At 41.4% G+C, this 18535-nt stretch carries 17 protein-coding genes; 12 read left to right on the top strand and 5 right to left on the bottom strand.

The features are described 5' to 3' along the window. Positions 1-7 precede the first annotated feature (7 nt). The 3 genes from WC743_RS03215 (at position 8) to WC743_RS03205 (ending at position 3093) form a co-directional block, all read left to right on the top strand. A complete protein-coding gene (locus WC743_RS03215; RefSeq protein ID WP_373010333.1) occupies positions 8-955 on the top strand; it encodes a hypothetical protein in 948 nt (315 codons plus the stop codon). Between the two features lie 116 nt (positions 956-1071). Beyond that, on the top strand, positions 1072-1272 hold the full coding sequence (locus WC743_RS03210) for a hypothetical protein (RefSeq protein WP_373010332.1): 201 nt from the start codon (positions 1072-1074) through the stop codon (positions 1270-1272). Between the two features lie 111 nt (positions 1273-1383). Continuing rightward, a complete protein-coding gene (locus WC743_RS03205) occupies positions 1384-3093 on the top strand; it encodes a sodium:solute symporter (protein ID WP_373010330.1) in 1710 nt (569 codons plus the stop codon). Between the two features lie 61 nt (positions 3094-3154). Here the strand turns inward: WC743_RS03205 and glmS are convergent, their stop codons facing one another. From glmS to WC743_RS03190, 3 genes are all read right to left on the bottom strand, one after another. Continuing rightward, positions 3155-4990, bottom strand: a complete 1836-nt coding sequence (gene glmS, locus WC743_RS03200) for a glutamine--fructose-6-phosphate transaminase (isomerizing) (protein ID WP_373010329.1) — start codon at positions 4988-4990, stop codon at positions 3155-3157. Positions 4991-5081: 91 nt separating this feature from the next. Further along, positions 5082-6467 (bottom strand): DUF4270 family protein, encoded by a 1386-nt coding sequence (locus WC743_RS03195; RefSeq protein WP_373010328.1) that lies wholly within the window; start codon positions 6465-6467, stop codon positions 5082-5084. A 17-nt stretch (positions 6468-6484) separates the two neighbouring features. Continuing rightward, positions 6485-7309 (bottom strand): glycogen/starch synthase, encoded by an 825-nt coding sequence (locus WC743_RS03190; protein WP_373010327.1) that lies wholly within the window; start codon positions 7307-7309, stop codon positions 6485-6487. Positions 7310-7461: 152 nt separating this feature from the next. Between WC743_RS03190 and panC the strand changes: the two genes are divergently transcribed. From panC to WC743_RS03165, 5 genes are all read left to right on the top strand, one after another. Then, entirely contained in the window at positions 7462-8292 is an 831-nt protein-coding gene (gene panC / locus WC743_RS03185) for a pantoate--beta-alanine ligase (RefSeq protein ID WP_373010326.1), read from the top strand. 112 nt (positions 8293-8404) lie between these two features. After that, the gene (gene panD, locus WC743_RS03180) at positions 8405-8755 is read left to right on the top strand and encodes an aspartate 1-decarboxylase (RefSeq protein ID WP_373010325.1); all 351 of its coding nucleotides are present in this window, start codon (positions 8405-8407) and stop codon (positions 8753-8755) included. A gap of 17 nt (positions 8756-8772) precedes the next feature. Further along, positions 8773-9729: a TonB family protein gene (locus tag WC743_RS03175; RefSeq protein ID WP_373010812.1), complete on the top strand. Its 957-nt coding sequence runs from the start codon at positions 8773-8775 to the stop codon at positions 9727-9729. 213 nt (positions 9730-9942) lie between these two features. Continuing rightward, a complete protein-coding gene (carB, locus tag WC743_RS03170; protein WP_373010324.1) occupies positions 9943-12759 on the top strand; it encodes a carbamoyl-phosphate synthase large subunit in 2817 nt (938 codons plus the stop codon). 93 nt (positions 12760-12852) lie between these two features. Beyond that, the gene (locus tag WC743_RS03165; RefSeq protein ID WP_373010323.1) at positions 12853-13548 is read left to right on the top strand and encodes a hypothetical protein; all 696 of its coding nucleotides are present in this window, start codon (positions 12853-12855) and stop codon (positions 13546-13548) included. A 127-nt stretch (positions 13549-13675) separates the two neighbouring features. Here WC743_RS03165 and WC743_RS03160 read toward each other — a convergent pair whose 3' ends face one another. Further along, a complete protein-coding gene (locus tag WC743_RS03160; RefSeq protein WP_373010322.1) occupies positions 13676-14092 on the bottom strand; it encodes a DUF4920 domain-containing protein in 417 nt (138 codons plus the stop codon). Positions 14093-14279: 187 nt separating this feature from the next. On the opposite strand from WC743_RS03160, the gene WC743_RS03155 reads away from it, so the two are divergent. The 4 genes from WC743_RS03155 to WC743_RS03140 all read left to right on the top strand — a co-directional run bounded on the left by WC743_RS03155 (position 14280) and on the right by WC743_RS03140 (position 18067). Then, positions 14280-14876, top strand: a complete 597-nt coding sequence (locus WC743_RS03155) for a ribonuclease HII (RefSeq protein WP_373010321.1) — start codon at positions 14280-14282, stop codon at positions 14874-14876. 61 nt (positions 14877-14937) lie between these two features. Further along, the gene (locus WC743_RS03150; RefSeq protein ID WP_373010320.1) at positions 14938-16134 is read left to right on the top strand and encodes a glycosyltransferase family 4 protein; all 1197 of its coding nucleotides are present in this window, start codon (positions 14938-14940) and stop codon (positions 16132-16134) included. 37 nt (positions 16135-16171) lie between these two features. Beyond that, the gene (gene gcvT, locus WC743_RS03145) at positions 16172-17251 is read left to right on the top strand and encodes a glycine cleavage system aminomethyltransferase GcvT (RefSeq protein ID WP_373010319.1); all 1080 of its coding nucleotides are present in this window, start codon (positions 16172-16174) and stop codon (positions 17249-17251) included. 60 nt (positions 17252-17311) lie between these two features. Next, entirely contained in the window at positions 17312-18067 is a 756-nt protein-coding gene (locus tag WC743_RS03140) for a 2-phosphosulfolactate phosphatase (protein ID WP_373010318.1), read from the top strand. A 107-nt stretch (positions 18068-18174) separates the two neighbouring features. Here WC743_RS03140 and WC743_RS03135 read toward each other — a convergent pair whose 3' ends face one another. Beyond that, positions 18175-18501 carry a nucleotide pyrophosphohydrolase gene (locus tag WC743_RS03135; protein ID WP_373010317.1) on the bottom strand — a complete coding sequence of 109 codons (327 nt, stop codon included), beginning with the start codon at positions 18499-18501 and terminating at the stop codon, positions 18175-18177. Between the last annotated feature and the right edge of the window lie 34 nt (positions 18502-18535).

Raw genomic sequence — 18535 nt, 5'->3', positions numbered from 1 at the left:
AAATTATATGAGATTTTTTTTAATTTTAGTCCTTTTATATCTTCCCTTTAGTATTTGCGCACAAAATAGGGCCACAATAGATATTACCTTACAGAACACGAAGAGAATAAAAGTTGAGAGGCGTTCCATTTTTGAAAAGCCGGTTAATTATAATTTAACAAAAATAGATGAAGAACATTATTCATTAAATTATTTTGATAATAAACCCGGTGTTATTTATATAAACGGACGACCAATTTTAGTTACACCCGGGGATGACGTTAAATTGATGTATAAGCTAATCGTGTGGGACGATGAAAGTTTTAAGGATACAATAACGGCTACAGGCAATAATGCGAAAAACTATACATTTTCAAATTTTGTAACTGTTAGAAAAATAGATGGAGAAGTATATCTCGATTTTAAAAATGTTAAATATCAAAACAATTCTTTAGCTTTTTATGCTGATTTAGCAAAGTTTCATGCTTTTAGACTTAAGTATTACAATTTCTACCTACATAAATATAGCTATGATAAGTCTTTTATAGACTATATAGCACGAGCAACTAATTTTGAATTTTTATCTAATGCTATATATTTTGAAAGCGAACTTGCTACATATAATAAAAAACAATTCCCTGCTTTCTCTGAGAAAGTATCCACGGCATTCTTAAACACAAACTTTATTCCTGCCGATACCAGTTATACGTACCGCATGGAGGAAACCTTTAGCGCATTTTTTTACAATTTAACACATATAAAATTCAACCCCATAGACTCGGAGAAAAACTTTGATAACCTATTAAACTATATTGTAAAATATCCAAATCCCTTTGTAAGAGAATATTTTTTTTACTTCTTAATAACTAAGTACAACAAGGTTTGGGCGAAGTACCGGCCAAAAGATATAATTCCGGTTATTCAAAACATTAAAAACCCGGCAATAAAAAATGCGCTTAAAAATTATACTTACTAATCCGGCGCTTACCGCTTATTTATAAATTTATTGAGTAAGCCAAAAAACTAATAATTGCATTAGGCATCAATGGTTTAATAATATAAATTTGCAACGAAAATTTAATATACGATACTATGTCACATCATCATCACCCACATCATCAGGAAGAAAAAAATTACGATTATGTATTCTACCTTGTAGCATTAGTTTGCGGCATGTTTGTAGGTGCAATTGTTGAAAGAGGTTTTATTTGGATACCGGTAGGTGGTGTTTTTGGTTTACTTACTGCAGCAGTGTTCCTTAAGTTTTTGGTGAAAGGCCGTGAAGAGGCCTGAAGATAGCGAGCTTCCTTCATTTATACGTAACTGGAACCAGTTTTACGGCGTTGTTGTCGTGTGGCTGGTTTTTTTAATTATTGTGTTTTGGCTCATTACAAGGTCATTTGAATGAGCTTAACCGATTGGATAGTATTAGTTATTACACTGCTTGCCATAGTAATTTATGGCGTGTGGAAAAGCGGCAGTAATAAAAATATAGACCAGTATCTGGGCAGCCGCTCATTACCCTGGTACCACGTGGGGCTATCTGTAATGGCAACGCAGGCCAGTGCCATCACTTTCCTATCCGCACCGGGCCAGGCATATAGCGATGGGATGCGTTTTGTGCAATTCTACTTCGGCCTGCCACTGGCCATGATCGTTTTGTGTATTACGTTTGTACCCATTTTTCATAAGCTTAAGGTATATACAGCATACGAATTTCTGGAAAAGCGGTTTGATCTTAAAACACGCGTGCTTACTTCCTTTTTATTCCTGATCCAGCGTGGCCTGTCTACCGGGATCACCATTTATGCGCCTTCTATCATCTTATCGGGCATATTACACATTAATACTACTTATACCACCCTGTTTATAGGTGGGTTGGTTTTATTCTACACCGTTTATGGCGGTGCAAAAGCGGTATCGTACACCCAGCTGCTGCAAATGACAATCATTTTTTCGGGGATGTTTTTAGCCGGTGTATTTGTGGTGATGCTGATGCCTGCAGATGTAGGCTTTATTAAATCCATTAAACTGGCCGGTAACCTGGGCCGCATGAATGTCATCGACTGGAAGTTTGACCCTGATAACCGCTACAATATATGGAGCGGAATTATTGGCGGTTTTTTCCTGCAATTGTCTTACTTCGGTACAGACCAAAGCCAGGTGGGCCGGTATTTAACCGGCAGCTCAGTTGGGCAAAGCAGGTTAGGGTTGATCATGAACGGGTTGCTGAAAATACCTATGCAGTTTTTGATATTACTGATAGGTGTACTGGTATTCAGTTTTTACCAGTTTAACCGCCCACCGGTATTTTTTAATAATTATGAGGTTGAGCAGGTTAAAAAAAGCAGCTATGCAACACAGTATAACTACCTGGAACAACAATATACCGAAGCTTTTAAACAGAAAAAAATAAAGGCCAATGAGCTGGTAAAAGCCATTGATAGTAACAACCCCGAGCAGGTTTCGCATGCGCAGGATGCATTGAAACTGGCCAACGTACAGGCGGGCATTATCAGGCAGGATGCTATAGCGGTTATCAAAAAGAATAACGAAAACGCTAATACAGATGATACCAATTATGTATTCCTCACCTTTGTTACCCATTATTTGCCTAAGGGACTGATAGGCTTACTCATCGCTATTATATTTCTGGCATCAATGGGCTCTACAGCAAGCGGGTTAAACTCTCTGGCATCAACAACCGTGGTAGATATTTATAAACGGATCATTAAACCCGATGCATCTGATAAAAGCTATGTGACGGCATCGCGCCTGGCAACTATTTTTTGGGGATTGGTTTGCATTGTAATGGCCCTTTATGCAAGTAAAATGGGCAATCTTTTAGAGGCCGTTAACCAGTTAGGTTCCTATATATATGGCACCATATTGGGCGTTTTTATAGTGGCTTTTTATATTAAACGCATAAACGGTACAGCCGTATTTATTGCCGCTGTACTTACCGAAGCCATAATATGTATAATGGGGTATTATAACGCGGTGGCTTACCTGTGGCTAAATGCAATTGGTTGCGTTGGGGTGATAATAATTGCAGCCATTTTAAATGGGTTTTTAAAACCCGGCAAGCCCCTTGAAAAAGCATCCGGAAATTAACAAAGCCGTCTCTTTTGAAGACAGCTTTATCCTGTAATTATATTTAATCCTTCTTTTTCCTTTACTCCACCGTTACCGACTTAGCCAAATTACGTGGCTGGTCAACATTACAACCGCGCAGTACAGCTATATGGTAAGCCAATAGTTGCAGTGGTATGGTTGCCAGCAGCGGCACAAATGTCTCGCCGGTTAACGGGATCTCTATGACATAATCGGCCATCTCTTTAACTTCGGTATCCCCCTCAGATACGATGGCAATAATTTTACCACCCCTGGCTTTTACCTCTTGTATATTACTCACCACTTTTTCATATGATGAATTTTTTGTGGCGATAAATATTACCGGCATTTCTGCATCAATTAACGCTATGGGGCCATGTTTCATTTCGGCAGCAGGATAACCCTCCGCGTGTATGTATGATATTTCCTTCAGCTTTAAAGCACCTTCAAGCGCAACCGGAAACGAGCTTCCGCGCCCCAGGAACAAACAGTTGGTTGAATCTTTAAACCGCTCGGCTATTATCTTAACCTGGTCGTTTGATTTTAAAGCCTGCTCAACCAAATCAGGGATCTCATTCAGTTCGGTTAGGTATTCAACAAATTTGCTTTGCGTAATAGTACCCCTTTGCTGGGCTATGTAAAAAGCTATCAGCGTTAATACAGTAACCTGCCCGGTAAATGCTTTGGTTGAAGCAACCCCAATCTCGGGCCCAGAATGCGTATAAACGCCGGCGTGTGTTAAACGCGGTATTGATGCGCCAACAACATTACATATACCAAATATAGTAGCGCCCTTTTCTTTAGCCAGCTCAATAGCTGCCATAGTATCGGCCGTTTCACCAGATTGTGAAATAGCAATTACCAGATCTTTTGATGTGATGATAGGGTTGCGGTACCTAAATTCAGAAGCGTACTCCACTTCAACAGGCACGCGTGCATATTCTTCAATTAAATACTCACCTACAAGGCCTGCATGCCATGAGGTACCGCATGCAACAATAATAATACGGTCGATATTTTTGAGCTTTTCAACATACTCTTTTATACCGCCCAGTTGCACCAAACCCTGTGTGGGATAAATGCGCCCGCGTAAACAATCGCGTATAGAACGGGGCTGCTCGTATATCTCCTTCAGCATAAAGTGATCGTAGCCGCCCTTTTCAAGCATTTCCAGCTTTAATTCAAGCTCTTGTATATAGGGGGTTTGTACAGTATTGTCAATATTTTTGATCAGCAGGTTGTCTCGCCTTACATAAGCAATTTCGTTATCATTTAAATAGATAACGTTCTTGGTATACTCAACAATTGGTGTCGCATCAGATGCTATAAAGTATTCGCCTTTACCAACCCCAATAACCATAGGGCTGCCTTTACGTGCCGCTATCAGTTCATCCGGCTCATCGGCACTCATAATAACTATAGCATAAGCGCCAACCACCCTGTTAAGGGCAAGCCTTACCGCTTCGCGCAGATCAAGCCCGGTAACTTTTTGGATATCTTCAATCAGGTGTATTAAAACCTCCGTATCGGTATCGCTTTTAAAAGTATGGCCTTTGGCTATCAATGCTTCTTTAAGCACACCATAATTTTCAATAATCCCGTTATGTATTATTGTGAGTTTACGGTCGCCTGATGAATGTGGGTGAGAGTTTCTGTCGCTTGGGGCGCCATGGGTAGCCCAGCGGGTATGGCCCATGCCGGCAGTGCCTGTTAGTTTTACGCCTTTAACAAAGTTTTCAAGGTCGCTAACTTTGCCCGCTTTTTTGTAAACCTTTAACCCGTTATCGGCTAAAGCTACGCCGGCGCTGTCATATCCGCGATACTCTAAACGGTGTAATCCTTTTATAACTATTGGATAAGCATCCCTGTAACCTATATATCCTACTATACCGCACATAAATTCAAATTTAGATGTATGGGGCCAAAAATAGCAGTAATACCTCAATATCCATGTTTATTGTAACAACAAACATGGATACCGGGTTATTCTACTTATTAATTTTAGTGTAGATGATGTTAAGCTTAATGCGATCCGGAGAGTTTTTACCGAAAGATATAACACGTTCGGCAAACTGAGCGGTAGGGCTAATATCTATTGTACTACCCAGTGCCGGGTTAACCGGAGAAATAAATGTTCCGTAATCTACCGTTTTCCCGCTGATAAGGTCCTGGATATAACCGGTTACCGTAAAGTGGTATTCGCCTGTTGCTGAATTATAAAAGCCACCGAAGGTAGAGCCCGCATTTGCCCCCCGCGGGTCAGAGGCTGATGCATCCTGTATCCTTGTACGTTGTTTTGCAATATCCCATTGATACATGGTTAGCCTTGGTGCGGCCCTGTAGGGTATAGTTGTGCCGGGGGCAGCTTTAACAACAAGTTCGGCCCGGTTAATTACCACATTGCCTACACCGGCAAAAGTATTTTTAATATTAGGGAAGCTTACTTTAGCCCTTAAGCCCACTTCGCCCTTTAAATAAAACAAGCCATCGGTAGATGTATTATTAATAGCTGCCTGTACTTTAGTGCTGTATGTATGCTTGATCTGGACTGCATGTGCGCCGATCTGAACCGGCATTGTAGCTGAAGATGTGTCAATTACCCCGGCATTATTAGCTCTGTAATATACCGTGATACGGGCAGAATCTAATGTAAACATGATGTTTCCACCCGGGCCGGTTGTTTGGCTTTTATCTAAAGTAAGATACAATCCCTTAACCGCGGCTTGAAATGCTGTAGTTGATGCCCGATATGCAGTAGCGCCATCTCCCAACAAATATTGATTAACAAAAGCCGGGCTAATAGGTACACGCAATTGTGGCGCGGCTTTTATAAGCGTATCTGAACGGCCTTTTAAAATATTAAATATTCTTATGGTATCATGTGAACGGGCAGTAAAGGTTTTAGTACCTAATAATGCAGCATCATACGCCCACACTTTATTGTTATAATAGGGTGTCCCGCTTTTAATCTGCTCGCTTAGCTGGTGTACATCTAATTTAAACCTTGATGTAAGTGAATCGCCGTAAAAACCATCGGCATAAGGCAACACTAAAACAGATGAATCAATTGTTAAAGTACCTGTTGGCAAAGTATATGTGGTACTGCCTGGCAAATTTATAGCGGCTGCAATATTTGCCTCGGTAATACCTAATTCGGGGTCTTTAAAATAAGATAGCGGGGTTCTGAATAATGCGTAGGCGGCTACAGTATCTTCAGGCAGCGTGGTAACGTTTATATTGGTATCAACCATTAAAGTACCATTAAGCTGGCTACCGGCATCAACACCTAAACCAATGGAATCCTGGTTTTTACAGCTATTCAAAATAAAAAGACTTATTAACAGGGTTAATAAGCCTAATTTGGAAAATTTCATATATAGTTTTAAAAGCTTTATGCAACATGCACCAATTCGTCATTGGTAATTTCGTCGTAAAAATTGTAATAATTTTCGAAATCTGAAGTGGAAACGTATTCTAATACCGATTTATTGCTGTTTTTAACATTATTTAACACATCCGCATCAATATTAGCGCCGCCAAGTACAATGCCATCACTGTAATGGATAGCACCTGCATACATTGCAGAATTAGTACCTTCTTTATAAAGCTCAGTATGGGTTTCGGTCATATCACCCATTACGGCTTTACGTGCAAAGTCAGGATCCATTTTCTCTTTAAAATCATTATCATAAATAGAGTAAACTACTTTTGAATTTTTAAAGGTAGGATCATCCTTGTATGTAGTTTTTAAATAAGCCGGAACCAATGCGCTCATCCAGCCATGGCAATGGATAACGTCCGGAGCCCATCCTAATTTTTTAACAGTTTCTAATGCACCCTTGCAAAAGAAGATCATGCGCTCATCATTATCGGCATAAAATTTACCGTCTTTGTCATTAAACACATGCTTACGCTGAAAATACTCTTCATTATCTAAAAAGTAAACCTGCATACGCGCTGCTGGTATTGAAGCAACTTTTATGATCAGTGGATTATCATTATCATTGATAATAATATTCATCCCTGATAAACGGATAACTTCATGCAAACGATTCCTGCGCTCATTAATATTCCCGAAACGTGGCATTAAAATGCGTATTTCAAAACCTTTTTCCTGCATTGCTTGCGGAAGCTGGCGTGTTATTTCGGCAATTTTTGTGAGTTCAAGGAAAGGAGACATTTCATGAGTTATGAACAAAAGCTTAGATTTACCCATCACTAATCAGAATTTTAAAATGTAAAGAAGTCAAAAATTTGAGTCCGCAAATATAAGCATTATTATATGAACTGGCAACCATTTATGCAAGCCCATTTGGTAATTTTCAATCAAATACACACCTTTGCCAAGTTTTTACAACCCTATTTACATTGAAGATATTCACTACCCGCAAGCAAATTCAGGAGTATTTATTAGCCATTGGCAATAAAAAAATTGGCTTTGTGCCTACTTTGGGCGCGTTGCACAACGGCCACCTATCGTTAATTAAACAAGCCAAACAGGGCAACGATATAGTGGTTTGCAGCATATTTGTAAACCCTACCCAGTTTAATGACCCTAAAGATCTCGAAAATTATCCGCGGCCTATTGAGTCCGATATAGCCAAATTAAGCGCTGTTGATTGCGATATTTTGTTCAATCCGGGTGTGACGGAGATTTATGATGACAATGAGCAATGGCATTTAAATATTGGCCAGCTGGAGTTTTTGCTTGAGGGCGAATTTAGGCCGGGGCATTACCAGGGAGTAACCCAGGTGGTTTATAAACTGCTTGATATTGTTAAGCCAACCGCTCTTTACATGGGGCAAAAAGATTATCAGCAGTTTTTGGTGGTAAGCAAAATGGTTGAAATATTTAAGCTGCCGGTTAAAATGGTAATGTGCCCTATTGAGCGCGAGCCCGAAGGTTTAGCCATGAGTTCCAGAAACATTCATTTATCTGCGGATGACAGGCAGCATGCCCTGATTTTATCAAAAACCCTGAACTGGGTCAAAGCTAATTTCGACATTAAAAACGTTTACAACCTGGAGCTGGAGGCCATGAATATGCTGCAGGCCGAACCGGGCGTTGAGCCGGAATATTTTGAGTTGGCTGATGGCAAAACGCTTTTACCGGCCAATGAAAGCTCTCAAACCATTGTTGCCCTTACAGCAGCGCGCATTGGCAAAACAAGATTGATAGACAATATGTTGATGGTGTAGTTTTAAACAGGTTGTTACATCATAATAGTGTCTTATACTTATTACAATGAGCCAACAATAACCATCAACTATCAGCTATGAACCATCAACCAAATATCCTTACCTTTGCACCATGATTATTGAGGTATTAAAATCAAAGCTTCATCGCGTTAAGGTAACACAAGCCGAATTGAATTATGTTGGCAGTATTACCATTGATGAAGATTTAATTGAAGCGGCTAACATTATACCTAACGAAAAGGTGCAGATTGTTAACAATAACAACGGCGCCCGTTTTGAAACCTATGTAATAAAAGGCGAACGGGGAAGCGGAACAGTATGCCTTAACGGCGCTACAGCGCGGCTTGCCCAGGTTGGCGATATTGTTATCATCATGTCATACGCTTACATGGAGGTTGAAGAGGCCCGCGCTTACGAACCAATATTGATATTCCCTGATTCAAACAACAAGCTCATCAAATAAGTTCATTCAACATCTTGATGAAACTGTTTTTTACTTCTTTGTTATTATTCCTTACTAATTCGTTATTTGCCCAGCAAGCCGTCTATTATTTAAAAACAGACGGCAAGTACATTAATCAGCCCGATAGTGCCGACTATATAAGGATTATAAAGCCTCCGGATTCGGCCTCGGTATTGTACAATGTTTTTGAATTTTATAAAAACGGAAAGCCAAAACTTATAGGTAAATCACGAACCATAGATCCACCTCTCTACGAAGGGCAATGCGCCACATATTACGAATCGGGTAAAAAGCAGAGCTTTGGTTTTTATAAAGACAACGTAAAATTGGGCGATTTTTTTGAATATTATTCAAATGGCAAACTATACCGGGCTTTAAAATATACTGATAGCACCGCGGTAGATAATATTAAGGATAACTTTTTAATAATTGCAAACTATGACTCGCTTGGTACTGTACAGGTAGAAGATGGCGAAGGTTATTATAAGGGTTTTGATGAAAAATTTAATTACATCAGCGATGCGGGTAAAGTTGTTAGAGGTAAAAGAGAAGGCACCTGGACAATTGATTTCAAGAACAGGAACATTACTTCTACGGAGATTTATAAGAATGGTGAACTAATAAGCGGCGAGTCTATAACAGGCAATGGCGAGATAACCAAATATCGCGGCAGCCGGTTTACATCTCCCCAATTTAAAGGCGGGGTAAAAGCATTTGGCGGCTACCTAAGCAACAACATAAGTTATCCGGAAGACGAGCGCCAAAAAAATACTGAGGGGCGGGTAATACTCACCTTTGTTATAGAAAAGGATGGCAGCTTAAGTGATATTAAAGTACTTAGATCGGTAAGCCCGGGGCTTGATAATGAAGCTTTGCGGGTGCTAAAAAAATCACCTAAATGGCTACCGGGCACAATAATGGGTAAGCCCACAAAGGTTACATATAGTGTACCTGTTAACTTTGCATTAAGATAATAGAGGTGAATTTCTGCATTATTAATTGCATGCTATAACTGTATATTGTGCGGCCTTATATTAAATTTTAAATTTTAATTTCAAATCTCTGTAAATTACTATCTTTGCACCCCGACGCTGATGTCGGGATTTTTTCGCATTCAGCGCATAGGAAAAGGCATAAAATTCCGTTGATTTTGACTTTTTACTTAACACTTTTGATTTAAAAGCCCTATGCCCAAAGATACTTCCATCAAATCCGTATTAATTATTGGTTCAGGCCCTATTATTATAGGCCAGGCATGTGAATTTGATTATGCGGGATCGCAAGCAGCCCTTTCTCTAAAAGAAGAAGGCATTACCGTATCCATCATTAATAGCAACCCTGCTACAATCATGACGGATAAAGTAATTGGTGACCACGTTTACCTGCTACCTCTTACCTGCGAAAGCATTGAGAAAATACTTATCGAACAAAAAATAGATGCCGTACTGCCTACCATGGGCGGCCAAACCGCGTTAAACCTTTGTATTGAGGCCGACGAGCAGGGTTTATGGGAAAAATACGGTGTTAAAATTGTTGGTGTAGATATTGCCGCAATTGAAAAAACAGAAAACCGCGAAGCTTTTCGCCAGTTAATGGTTGATATAGGCGTAGGGGTGGCTAACTCAAAAATTGCAAACTCGTTTTTAGAAGGTAAAGAAGCCGCGCAGGATATTGGTTTCCCGCTGGTTATACGGCCAAGCTATACGCTGGGCGGTAAAGGCGCTGGCTTTGTTCACAAAAAAGAAGAATTTGATGCCGCGTTAAGCCGCGGGCTGCAGGCATCGCCAACCCATGAGGTATTGGTTGAGCAGGCTGTTTTAGGCTGGAAAGAATATGAGCTGGAGTTACTGAGAGACAATAATGACAATGTGATCATCATTTGCTCTATTGAGAACTTTGATCCAATGGGCATCCATACAGGCGACTCGATAACCGTGGCCCCGGCCATGACACTAAGCGACCGCTGTTACCAGGATATGCGCAACCAGGCCATTAAAATGATGCGCGCCATTGGTAATTTTGCGGGCGGCTGTAACGTACAGTTCTCTGTAAACCCTGCCGATGAAAGCATTATCGCTATTGAGATAAACCCACGGGTTTCGCGTTCATCAGCCCTGGCATCAAAAGCAACCGGTTACCCAATCGCTAAAATAGCTGCCAAACTGGCCATAGGTTACAACCTTGATGAAATAGAAAATCAGATCACCAAAACAACATCAGCTTATTTTGAGCCGACTTTGGATTACGTGATCGTTAAAATCCCCCGCTGGAACTTTGATAAGTTTAAAGGCGCCAACCGCGAACTGGGCCTTACCATGAAATCGGTAGGTGAGGTAATGGGTATTGGCCGCAGCTTTATAGAGGCTTTGCAGAAAGCCTGCCAGAGCCTGGAGATAGGCCGCGCCGGTTTAGGTGCCGATGGCCGCCAAAGCCGCAATCTTGATGAGATAATGCACAGCCTTGAACATCCAAGCTGGGACAGGTTGTTCCACATCTATGATGCCATGAGTCTGGGTGTACCAATTGAATCAATAAGGAAAGTTACAAAAATTGACCGCTGGTTCCTGAACCAGATCCAGGATGTAGTGAACGTAGAAACTGAACTGCGCCGCTACTCGCTAAATAATATCCCTGAAGATTTCTTCTTCACCTTAAAGCAACGTGGTTTTTCTGATACCCAGATAGCCTACGTTTTAGGTAACGTAACCGAAGAAGATGTTTACCAGCGCCGCAGGAGCCTGGGCATTAAACGTGTTTACAAAATGGTTGATACCTGCGCGGCAGAGTTTTCGGCCAAAACACCTTACTACTACTCCACTTACGAGGGCGAGAACGAATCCATCCCGTCTGAAAAGAAAAAGATAATTGTATTAGGATCGGGCCCTAACCGTATTGGCCAGGGTATTGAGTTTGATTACAGCTGTGTACATGGCTTGCTTGCTGCCAAAGAAAGCGGTTTTGAGGCTATCATGATCAACTGTAACCCCGAAACAGTATCAACAGATTTTAACATGGCCGATAAGCTGTACTTTGAGCCCGTTTTTTGGGAGCATGTACGCGAGATCATCGACCTTGAAAAACCTTATGGTGTAATTGTGCAATTAGGCGGGCAAACAGCCCTTAAAATGGCCGAGAAGCTGCATGAGCATGGCATTAAAATTATAGGTACATCTTTCAACAATATGGATATTGCCGAAGACCGCGGCCGTTTCTCTGACCTGCTGAAAGAACTGGAGATCCCTTATCCTAAATATGGTGTTGCTGAAAGTGCTGAAGAAGCCCTGGAAGTTGCACATGAGGTAGGTTACCCGGTATTGGTTCGCCCGAGTTATGTATTGGGTGGCCAGGGCATGAGCATTGTTATAAACGATGAGGACCTGGAAAAAGCGGTGGTAAATCTGTTGAAAAATTTACCCGGTAACCGGGTATTAATTGACCACTTCCTTGACCGCGCCTCAGAAACCGAGTCAGATTCTATTCACGATGGTGAAGATGTACACATTATTGGTATGATGGAGCATATTGAGCCCGCAGGTATCCATTCCGGCGATTCATTTGCGGTACTGCCACCGTTTGACCTGTCTGACAACGTAATTAGCCAGATGGAAGAATACACCGAAAAAATTGCCCGCGCGTTAAACGTTAGTGGCTTATTGAACATACAATTCGCGGTGAAAGACGATAAGGTATATGTGATAGAGGCTAACCCCCGCGCATCACGTACGGTGCCATTTATAGCTAAAGCTTACGATGTACCTTACATAAACATTGCAGCCAAAGTAATGCTGGGTGTTAACAAATTAAAAGACTTTACCATTGAGCGTAAGCTAAAAGGATATGCAATAAAAGAACCTGTATTTTCGTTTGATAAGTTCCCGGAAGTGAATAAGGAGCTTGGCCCTGAAATGAAATCAACAGGAGAGGCTATCAGGTTTATTCCTGATCTGCAGGACCCCTATTTTAGGCACCTGTATAAAGAAAAATCAATGTACTTAAGTAAATAATTCAAATACTGGCACCAGTTTTGAATTGGGAGTGTGGGGTTGCCGTTTGATTTTTTTTTGACGGCAACAATGGTTTAATTTAGTTCTATTGTATTGAAACTTAATCTAAAGAATAACACCGCGGGCATCAAACTAAATGATTTTGACGCGGAAGATATAGGTGATGTCTTATTAAAGATTGAAAAAACTTTTCAAATCAACTTTACTGATTCCGACCTTAAAGAGGTTAAAACATTTGGATCATTATGTGATTTGGTGGTTAATAAGGTTAAACAACAACATTCAGATAGCTGCACAACGCAGCAGGCTTTTTACAAGTTGCGCAATGCGATCAACTCAAAAAACCCGGTTGATAAATACCTGCTTAAACCCCAAACCAAGCTTTCGGAAATTTTCCCGAGGGATAACAGGATTGAGGTTGTGGCTGATATTGAAGCCGAAATGGGTTTCCATATGAGCCTGCTGCAACCAAAACAATGGATAGTGTGGGCCTTTAGTTTGCTTTTGCTTGCGGCTGTAGGTATTACTTTTTACAGCGAAATAGCCGGGTATATTTGCGGCGGCATTGCCATTCTTGGCTTGGTGCTTGCCGGGAAATTTGGCAAGGAGCTAAAAGTAAAAACACTTGGCGACCTCAGCGAAAAAATAGCCCGCGAACATTATTTAAAATGCCGCCGGGATGCATCAACCGTTAACCGTGCCGAGGTTAATCAAAAAATAAAAGAGCTTTTTGCAGATTATCTTGACGTAGAGCCATCGGTTTTAACCAAAGAAGCAAGGTTTGCATAGCCAGGCATAAGAAGCTAAAACATTAAACGAAAAGCGTTTGAGATAGCGATGGGTTTTACACCTGTCGCTATTTTTTGTTTTAAGCGGCATGTTATGGTACAAGAATTCGCCACCCATATGGCAAGCCCTACTTCTCTACAACTAATCCTTTCACCTCAAAAGTTATCCGTTGCTTTGGGTTAACCTTTATTTTGTGCTGTTTAGAGCCTGTTACAGTATCGCCTGCAAAGTGCTGCAAATCATCGGCTATTAACTGTCGCTGGGCCACACCTTCAATAATTACCGTACGCCCGGCCATTGCTTTAGGCAGGGTTACGTTATAATTGGTAAAATGCGCTTCAATGGTTTTACCCTTCCCCGCATCCATCAAAAACCACCCTCCTTTTTCTTTGGTTACATTTATCACTTTTCCTCTTATAGCGGTTGTTTGCCGTATTTTACGGCCCATAAAAGTTTCTATTTTTTCGGCAGGTACCGGCGCAATGCCTTTTGGTTTATTCCCAAATACCATTCCGTGAGGCAAAGCCGCTTTTTTTTGCGCCATGCCACACATCCCGCAAAAAAAACAAATTAAAAACGCAGCACTTTTTATGATCCGCATAGCGTTATAACACACGTGTTTGTTGTTGGTTTGAATGAACCGGTCTTGTTTTATTTTTCAACATGCATTGCCCGTCACCGGTATATTTTAAGATATTTGTATAACCATTGATTTTGGAGAGAAAGAGCGGATGTTATTAGCCAGGTACCAGCACGAATTTATTGAGGCCGGATGTGATGAAGCAGGCAGAGGTTGTCTTGCGGGGCCGGTATTTGCCGCCGCTGTTATCTTACCCGATGATTTTGACCACCACTTACTAAACGACTCCAAACAACTCAGCGAAGATGTCCGCTATGCGCTCCGTATTGAGATAGAGCAAAAAGCCATAGCCTATGCGGTGGCTTGGTGTGATAATCTGGAGATTGACGAGATCAATATTTTAAATGCTTCTTTCCTGGCTATGCACAGGGCTATTGCCAAGCTGCACATGGCGCCGCAATTTTTAATTATTGATGGCAACCGGTTCAACAAATATGGCAGTACGCCGCATGCCTGCATTGTTGAGGGCGATGGCAAATATTTCAGCATAGCGGCGGCGTCAATCCTGGCCAAAACCTACCGCGATGATTATATGAAGCAAATTGCCTCAGAACATCCCGAATATAACTGGCATACTAATAAAGGCTACCCAACAATTAGCCACCGTAAAGCGGTATTAGAACTGGGGCATACGCCATATCATCGTAAAACTTTCCGGATAACAGACCCGCAGCTAAGTATTTTTTAAGCTACACATTGCCAAAGCTTCCAACGTTTAATACCTTTGGGCAACCAATTATTTGCTCGTTTTGAGGATCTTAATATTAACACATCGTATACCATTTCCGCAGAATGGCGGTTACCCTATTGTTGTTGGCAATACGGTTAAAGGGCTGGTAAGCCTCGGGCATGATGTGTCTTTAATATCCATCAACGTAAAAAAACACAGCGGTAAACTACGCGAGCGCGACGAGCTGCTGGACAAGATCAGGTACATTGAGTATGATATTGATACCCGCCTAACCATGGTAGAGGCCTTTAGCAACCTGTTCACCAAAAACCCTTACAATATTGATAAGTATTATAACGCGGGGTTTGAGCGGCTGCTGGTAAAGGATATTAAAGAGAACAATTACGATATCATCCAGTTCGAGGGCCTGTTTGTAGCGCCTTATCTATCGGCTATCCGTAAAATAACCAGTGCCAGGCTCATTTTCAGGGCACACAATATTGAGCACCAGGTTTGGCAAAAACTGTCCCAGCAAAAAAGCGACCCCATTAAACGCTGGTACCTGAGCCTGCTTGCACGGCGTATTAAAACCTATGAGCTTGAGTTGTTAGATAAGTTTGATGGCATTGTGGTATTTACCGGCCAGGATAAAAATACGATGCTATCCTATGGCATAAAAATACCTATCAGCGTTTTGCCCATCGGTGTAGACCTTTCCAAATACCAGCCAGACGCGCTTAAAACAGAGTTTCCGAGCCTGTTCTTTTTAGGATCGCTGGATTGGCTGCCTAACCGTGAGGGGATTGAATGGTTTATTGATAATTTTCATAAAGACCTGATTGATGGCAGGCTTAAGGTGAAATTTTATGTTGCCGGCCATAACATCCCCGAGACTTATGATGATTATGAGGTGCCCGGTAAGGTTTTTATACAGGGTGAGGTAGATAACGCGCTGGAGTTTGTAAACAGTAAATCTATCATGATAGTCCCTTTACTTTCGGGCGGTGGCATGCGGGTTAAAATAGTAGAAGGGATGGCTATGCAAAAATGCATCATATCTACCTCATTAGGTGCCGAGGGGATCAATTTTACAAATGGGGCCAATATCATCATTGCTAATAATACCGATGAATTTTATAAGGCCCTGCTAAAATGTATTGCAGATGAGCATTATAGCCGTGAAATTGGCCGAAACGCCCGCAAACTGATAGAAGATGAGCATGATTTAAATACGATCACCACTGGCCTTGTGGGTTTTTATCAGTCAATTATATAAGCTATTTTGCTATTTTTGCCCCCGATATTAAACAACTATGAAGAATACTGCCCTAACCGAAATACATACTAATATAGGCGCTAAAATGGTACCCTTTGCAGGGTATAACATGCCGGTTCAATATACAGGGATCAATGCCGAGCACGAAACCGTTCGTAAAGCCGTTGGCGTGTTTGATGTAAGCCACATGGGCGAATTTATTTTGAAAGGCGATAAAGCGCTTGACCTCATCCAACGCGTAACAAGTAACGATGCCGCAAAATTATATGACGGAAAAGTTCAATACTCTTGCCTGCCCAATGAAGATGGCGGCATTGTAGATGACCTGCTGGTTTATCGTATTGATGATAAAACCTACATGCTGGTAGTTAACGCATCAAACATTGAAAAAGACTGGAACTGGATATCAAAATACAACACTTTTGGTGTGGATATGAAAAACATATCAGACCGCACTTCATTATTGGCTATACAAGGCCCTAAAGCAGCCGATGCTTTACAAAGCCTTACTGATATTGACCTGGCATCAATGGAGTATTATACTTTCAAAAAAGGCAAGTTTGCCGGTATTGATAATGTAATAGTATCTGCAACAGGCTATACCGGTGCCGGTGGTTTTGAAATTTATTTTGATAATGAGCATGCCGAATTTATTTGGAATGAAGTTTTTAAAGCCGGCGAACCTTTCGGAATAAAACCTATTGGTTTAGCGGCCCGTGATACTTTGCGCCTGGAAATGGGTTTCTGCCTGTATGGTAACGATATTGATGATACCACTTCGCCATTAGAAGCCGGCCTGGGCTGGGTAACCAAATTCAATAAAGAATTTACCAATTCAGAGGCTTTGCAGCAACAAAAACAAGCCGGTGTTGAACGCAAGCTTATCGGTTTTGAAATGATAGACCGCGGTATCCCCCGCCATGATTATTTAATTGTTGATGCAGATGGCAACACCATAGGTAAGGTAACATCGGGCACACAATCGCCATCGTTACAAAAAGCAATTGGCCTGGGCTATGTTAAAAATGAGTTTGCCAAAGAAGGCAGCGAAATATATATCAGCATCCGCGATGCCAAAGTAAAAGCTAAGGTTGTTAAACCTCCTTTCTATAAATAATATACCCCCTAACCCCCTAAAGGGGGAACAGGATTACCCTATCCAAGTAAATATTTACAGATGCCAAATAGCGAATCAGATCTTCCAAAATTTCCCCTTCAGGGGGTTAGGGGGTTAGACGTTTGCCTTACCCCCGCATTAATACCGCTTTATAATGTAGAAGATTATATTGTGGTGGTGATAGATATTTTCAGGGCCACATCTTCTATTTGCTACGGCATAGAAAATGGAGCGGAAGCCATTATCCCGGTATCGGAAGTGGAGGAATGTGCCGCTTACCGCGAAAAGGGGTTTGACCACTTACTGGCAGCCGAACGCAACGGTGAGGTTGTTACCGGCTTTGATTTTGGTAATTCGCCATTCTCTTACACCAAAGAAAAAGTATCGGGCAAAACCATTGTGTTAACCACCACCAATGGTACGCACGCCTTACATTTATCGCGCAGCGCTAAAAAAATAGTGATCGGCTCTTTCCTGAACCTCACATCGCTTTGCAATTGGTTAAAAACGCAAAACGAGAATATCCTGCTGGTGTGCGCCGGATGGAAAAACAATTTTAACCTGGAGGATACCTTGTTTGCAGGCGCTGTTGTTGAGCAATTAAAGGAGAGTGGCTTTATCCTGGATGACCCTGCTATTGCCGCCAACGATCTGTTCCAGATTGGCAAGAGCGATATAAGGCAATACCTCAGCAAAACATCGCACGGCGAGCGCATGAAAAAACTGGGCATAGAAAAAGACATTGACTTTTGCCTGCAGGTTGATATAACCACCGCTATCCCTATTCTGGATGGCGAAAAGCTTGTAAAGCTTTAACCCAATTTCTGTAGAGGCGCAATATTTTGCGTCTCTAATTTTGAGTTCTCGAACAATTAAGCGAAGTCGCAAAATATTGCGACTTCTACGGGCTTTGTTACCTTCTCCTACTTTAACTTCTCATTATTCTTATGCCTGTCGGCATCGCGGATGCTTTTCTTTTCCATGTTTTTTTCGAGGGCATCGGTAAGGTTTATTCCGGTTTGGTTGGCCAGGCATATCAATACAAAAAGCACATCGGCCATTTCATCGGCCAGGTTAACTTCTGTATCCGATTTTTTGAAGGATTGTTCACCATACTGGCGTGCCATTATACGTGCCACTTCGCCAACTTCCTCCATTAAAATAGCGGTGTTGGTTAATTCATTAAAATAGCGTACACCTGTAGTTTTTATCCAATTATCAACCAGTTGCTGGGCTTCATTAATAGTCATATACTAATGTCACCAATTATGCCGAACTACAAAA

The organism is Mucilaginibacter sp., assembly GCF_041660805.1.
In the GTDB taxonomy this organism is placed as follows: domain Bacteria; phylum Bacteroidota; class Bacteroidia; order Sphingobacteriales; family Sphingobacteriaceae; genus Mucilaginibacter.
This window is presented reverse-complemented; position numbering and strand designations above follow the sequence as displayed.

Bases quoted from the DNA above. Each gene is read 5' to 3' on its own strand.
- WC743_RS03215 (WP_373010333.1), top strand. From the start codon at position 8: ATGAGATTTTTTTTAATTTTAGTCCTTTTATATCTTCCCTTTAGTATT.
- WC743_RS03210 (WP_373010332.1), top strand. From the start codon at position 1,072: ATGTCACATCATCATCACCCACATCATCAGGAAGAAAAAAATTACGAT.
- WC743_RS03205 (WP_373010330.1), top strand. From the start codon at position 1,384: ATGAGCTTAACCGATTGGATAGTATTAGTTATTACACTGCTTGCCATA.
- glmS (WP_373010329.1), bottom strand. From the start codon at position 4,990: ATGTGCGGTATAGTAGGATATATAGGTTACAGGGATGCTTATCCAATA.
- WC743_RS03195 (WP_373010328.1), bottom strand. From the start codon at position 6,467: ATGAAATTTTCCAAATTAGGCTTATTAACCCTGTTAATAAGTCTTTTT.
- WC743_RS03190 (WP_373010327.1), bottom strand. From the start codon at position 7,309: ATGGGTAAATCTAAGCTTTTGTTCATAACTCATGAAATGTCTCCTTTC.
- panD (WP_373010325.1), top strand. From the start codon at position 8,405: ATGATTATTGAGGTATTAAAATCAAAGCTTCATCGCGTTAAGGTAACA.
- WC743_RS03175 (WP_373010812.1), top strand. From the start codon at position 8,773: ATGAAACTGTTTTTTACTTCTTTGTTATTATTCCTTACTAATTCGTTA.
- carB (WP_373010324.1), top strand. From the start codon at position 9,943: ATGCCCAAAGATACTTCCATCAAATCCGTATTAATTATTGGTTCAGGC.
- WC743_RS03160 (WP_373010322.1), bottom strand. From the start codon at position 14,092: ATGGCGCAAAAAAAAGCGGCTTTGCCTCACGGAATGGTATTTGGGAAT.
- WC743_RS03155 (WP_373010321.1), top strand. From the start codon at position 14,280: ATGTTATTAGCCAGGTACCAGCACGAATTTATTGAGGCCGGATGTGAT.
- gcvT (WP_373010319.1), top strand. From the start codon at position 16,172: ATGAAGAATACTGCCCTAACCGAAATACATACTAATATAGGCGCTAAA.
- WC743_RS03140 (WP_373010318.1), top strand. From the start codon at position 17,312: ATGCCAAATAGCGAATCAGATCTTCCAAAATTTCCCCTTCAGGGGGTT.
- WC743_RS03135 (WP_373010317.1), bottom strand. From the start codon at position 18,501: ATGACTATTAATGAAGCCCAGCAACTGGTTGATAATTGGATAAAAACT.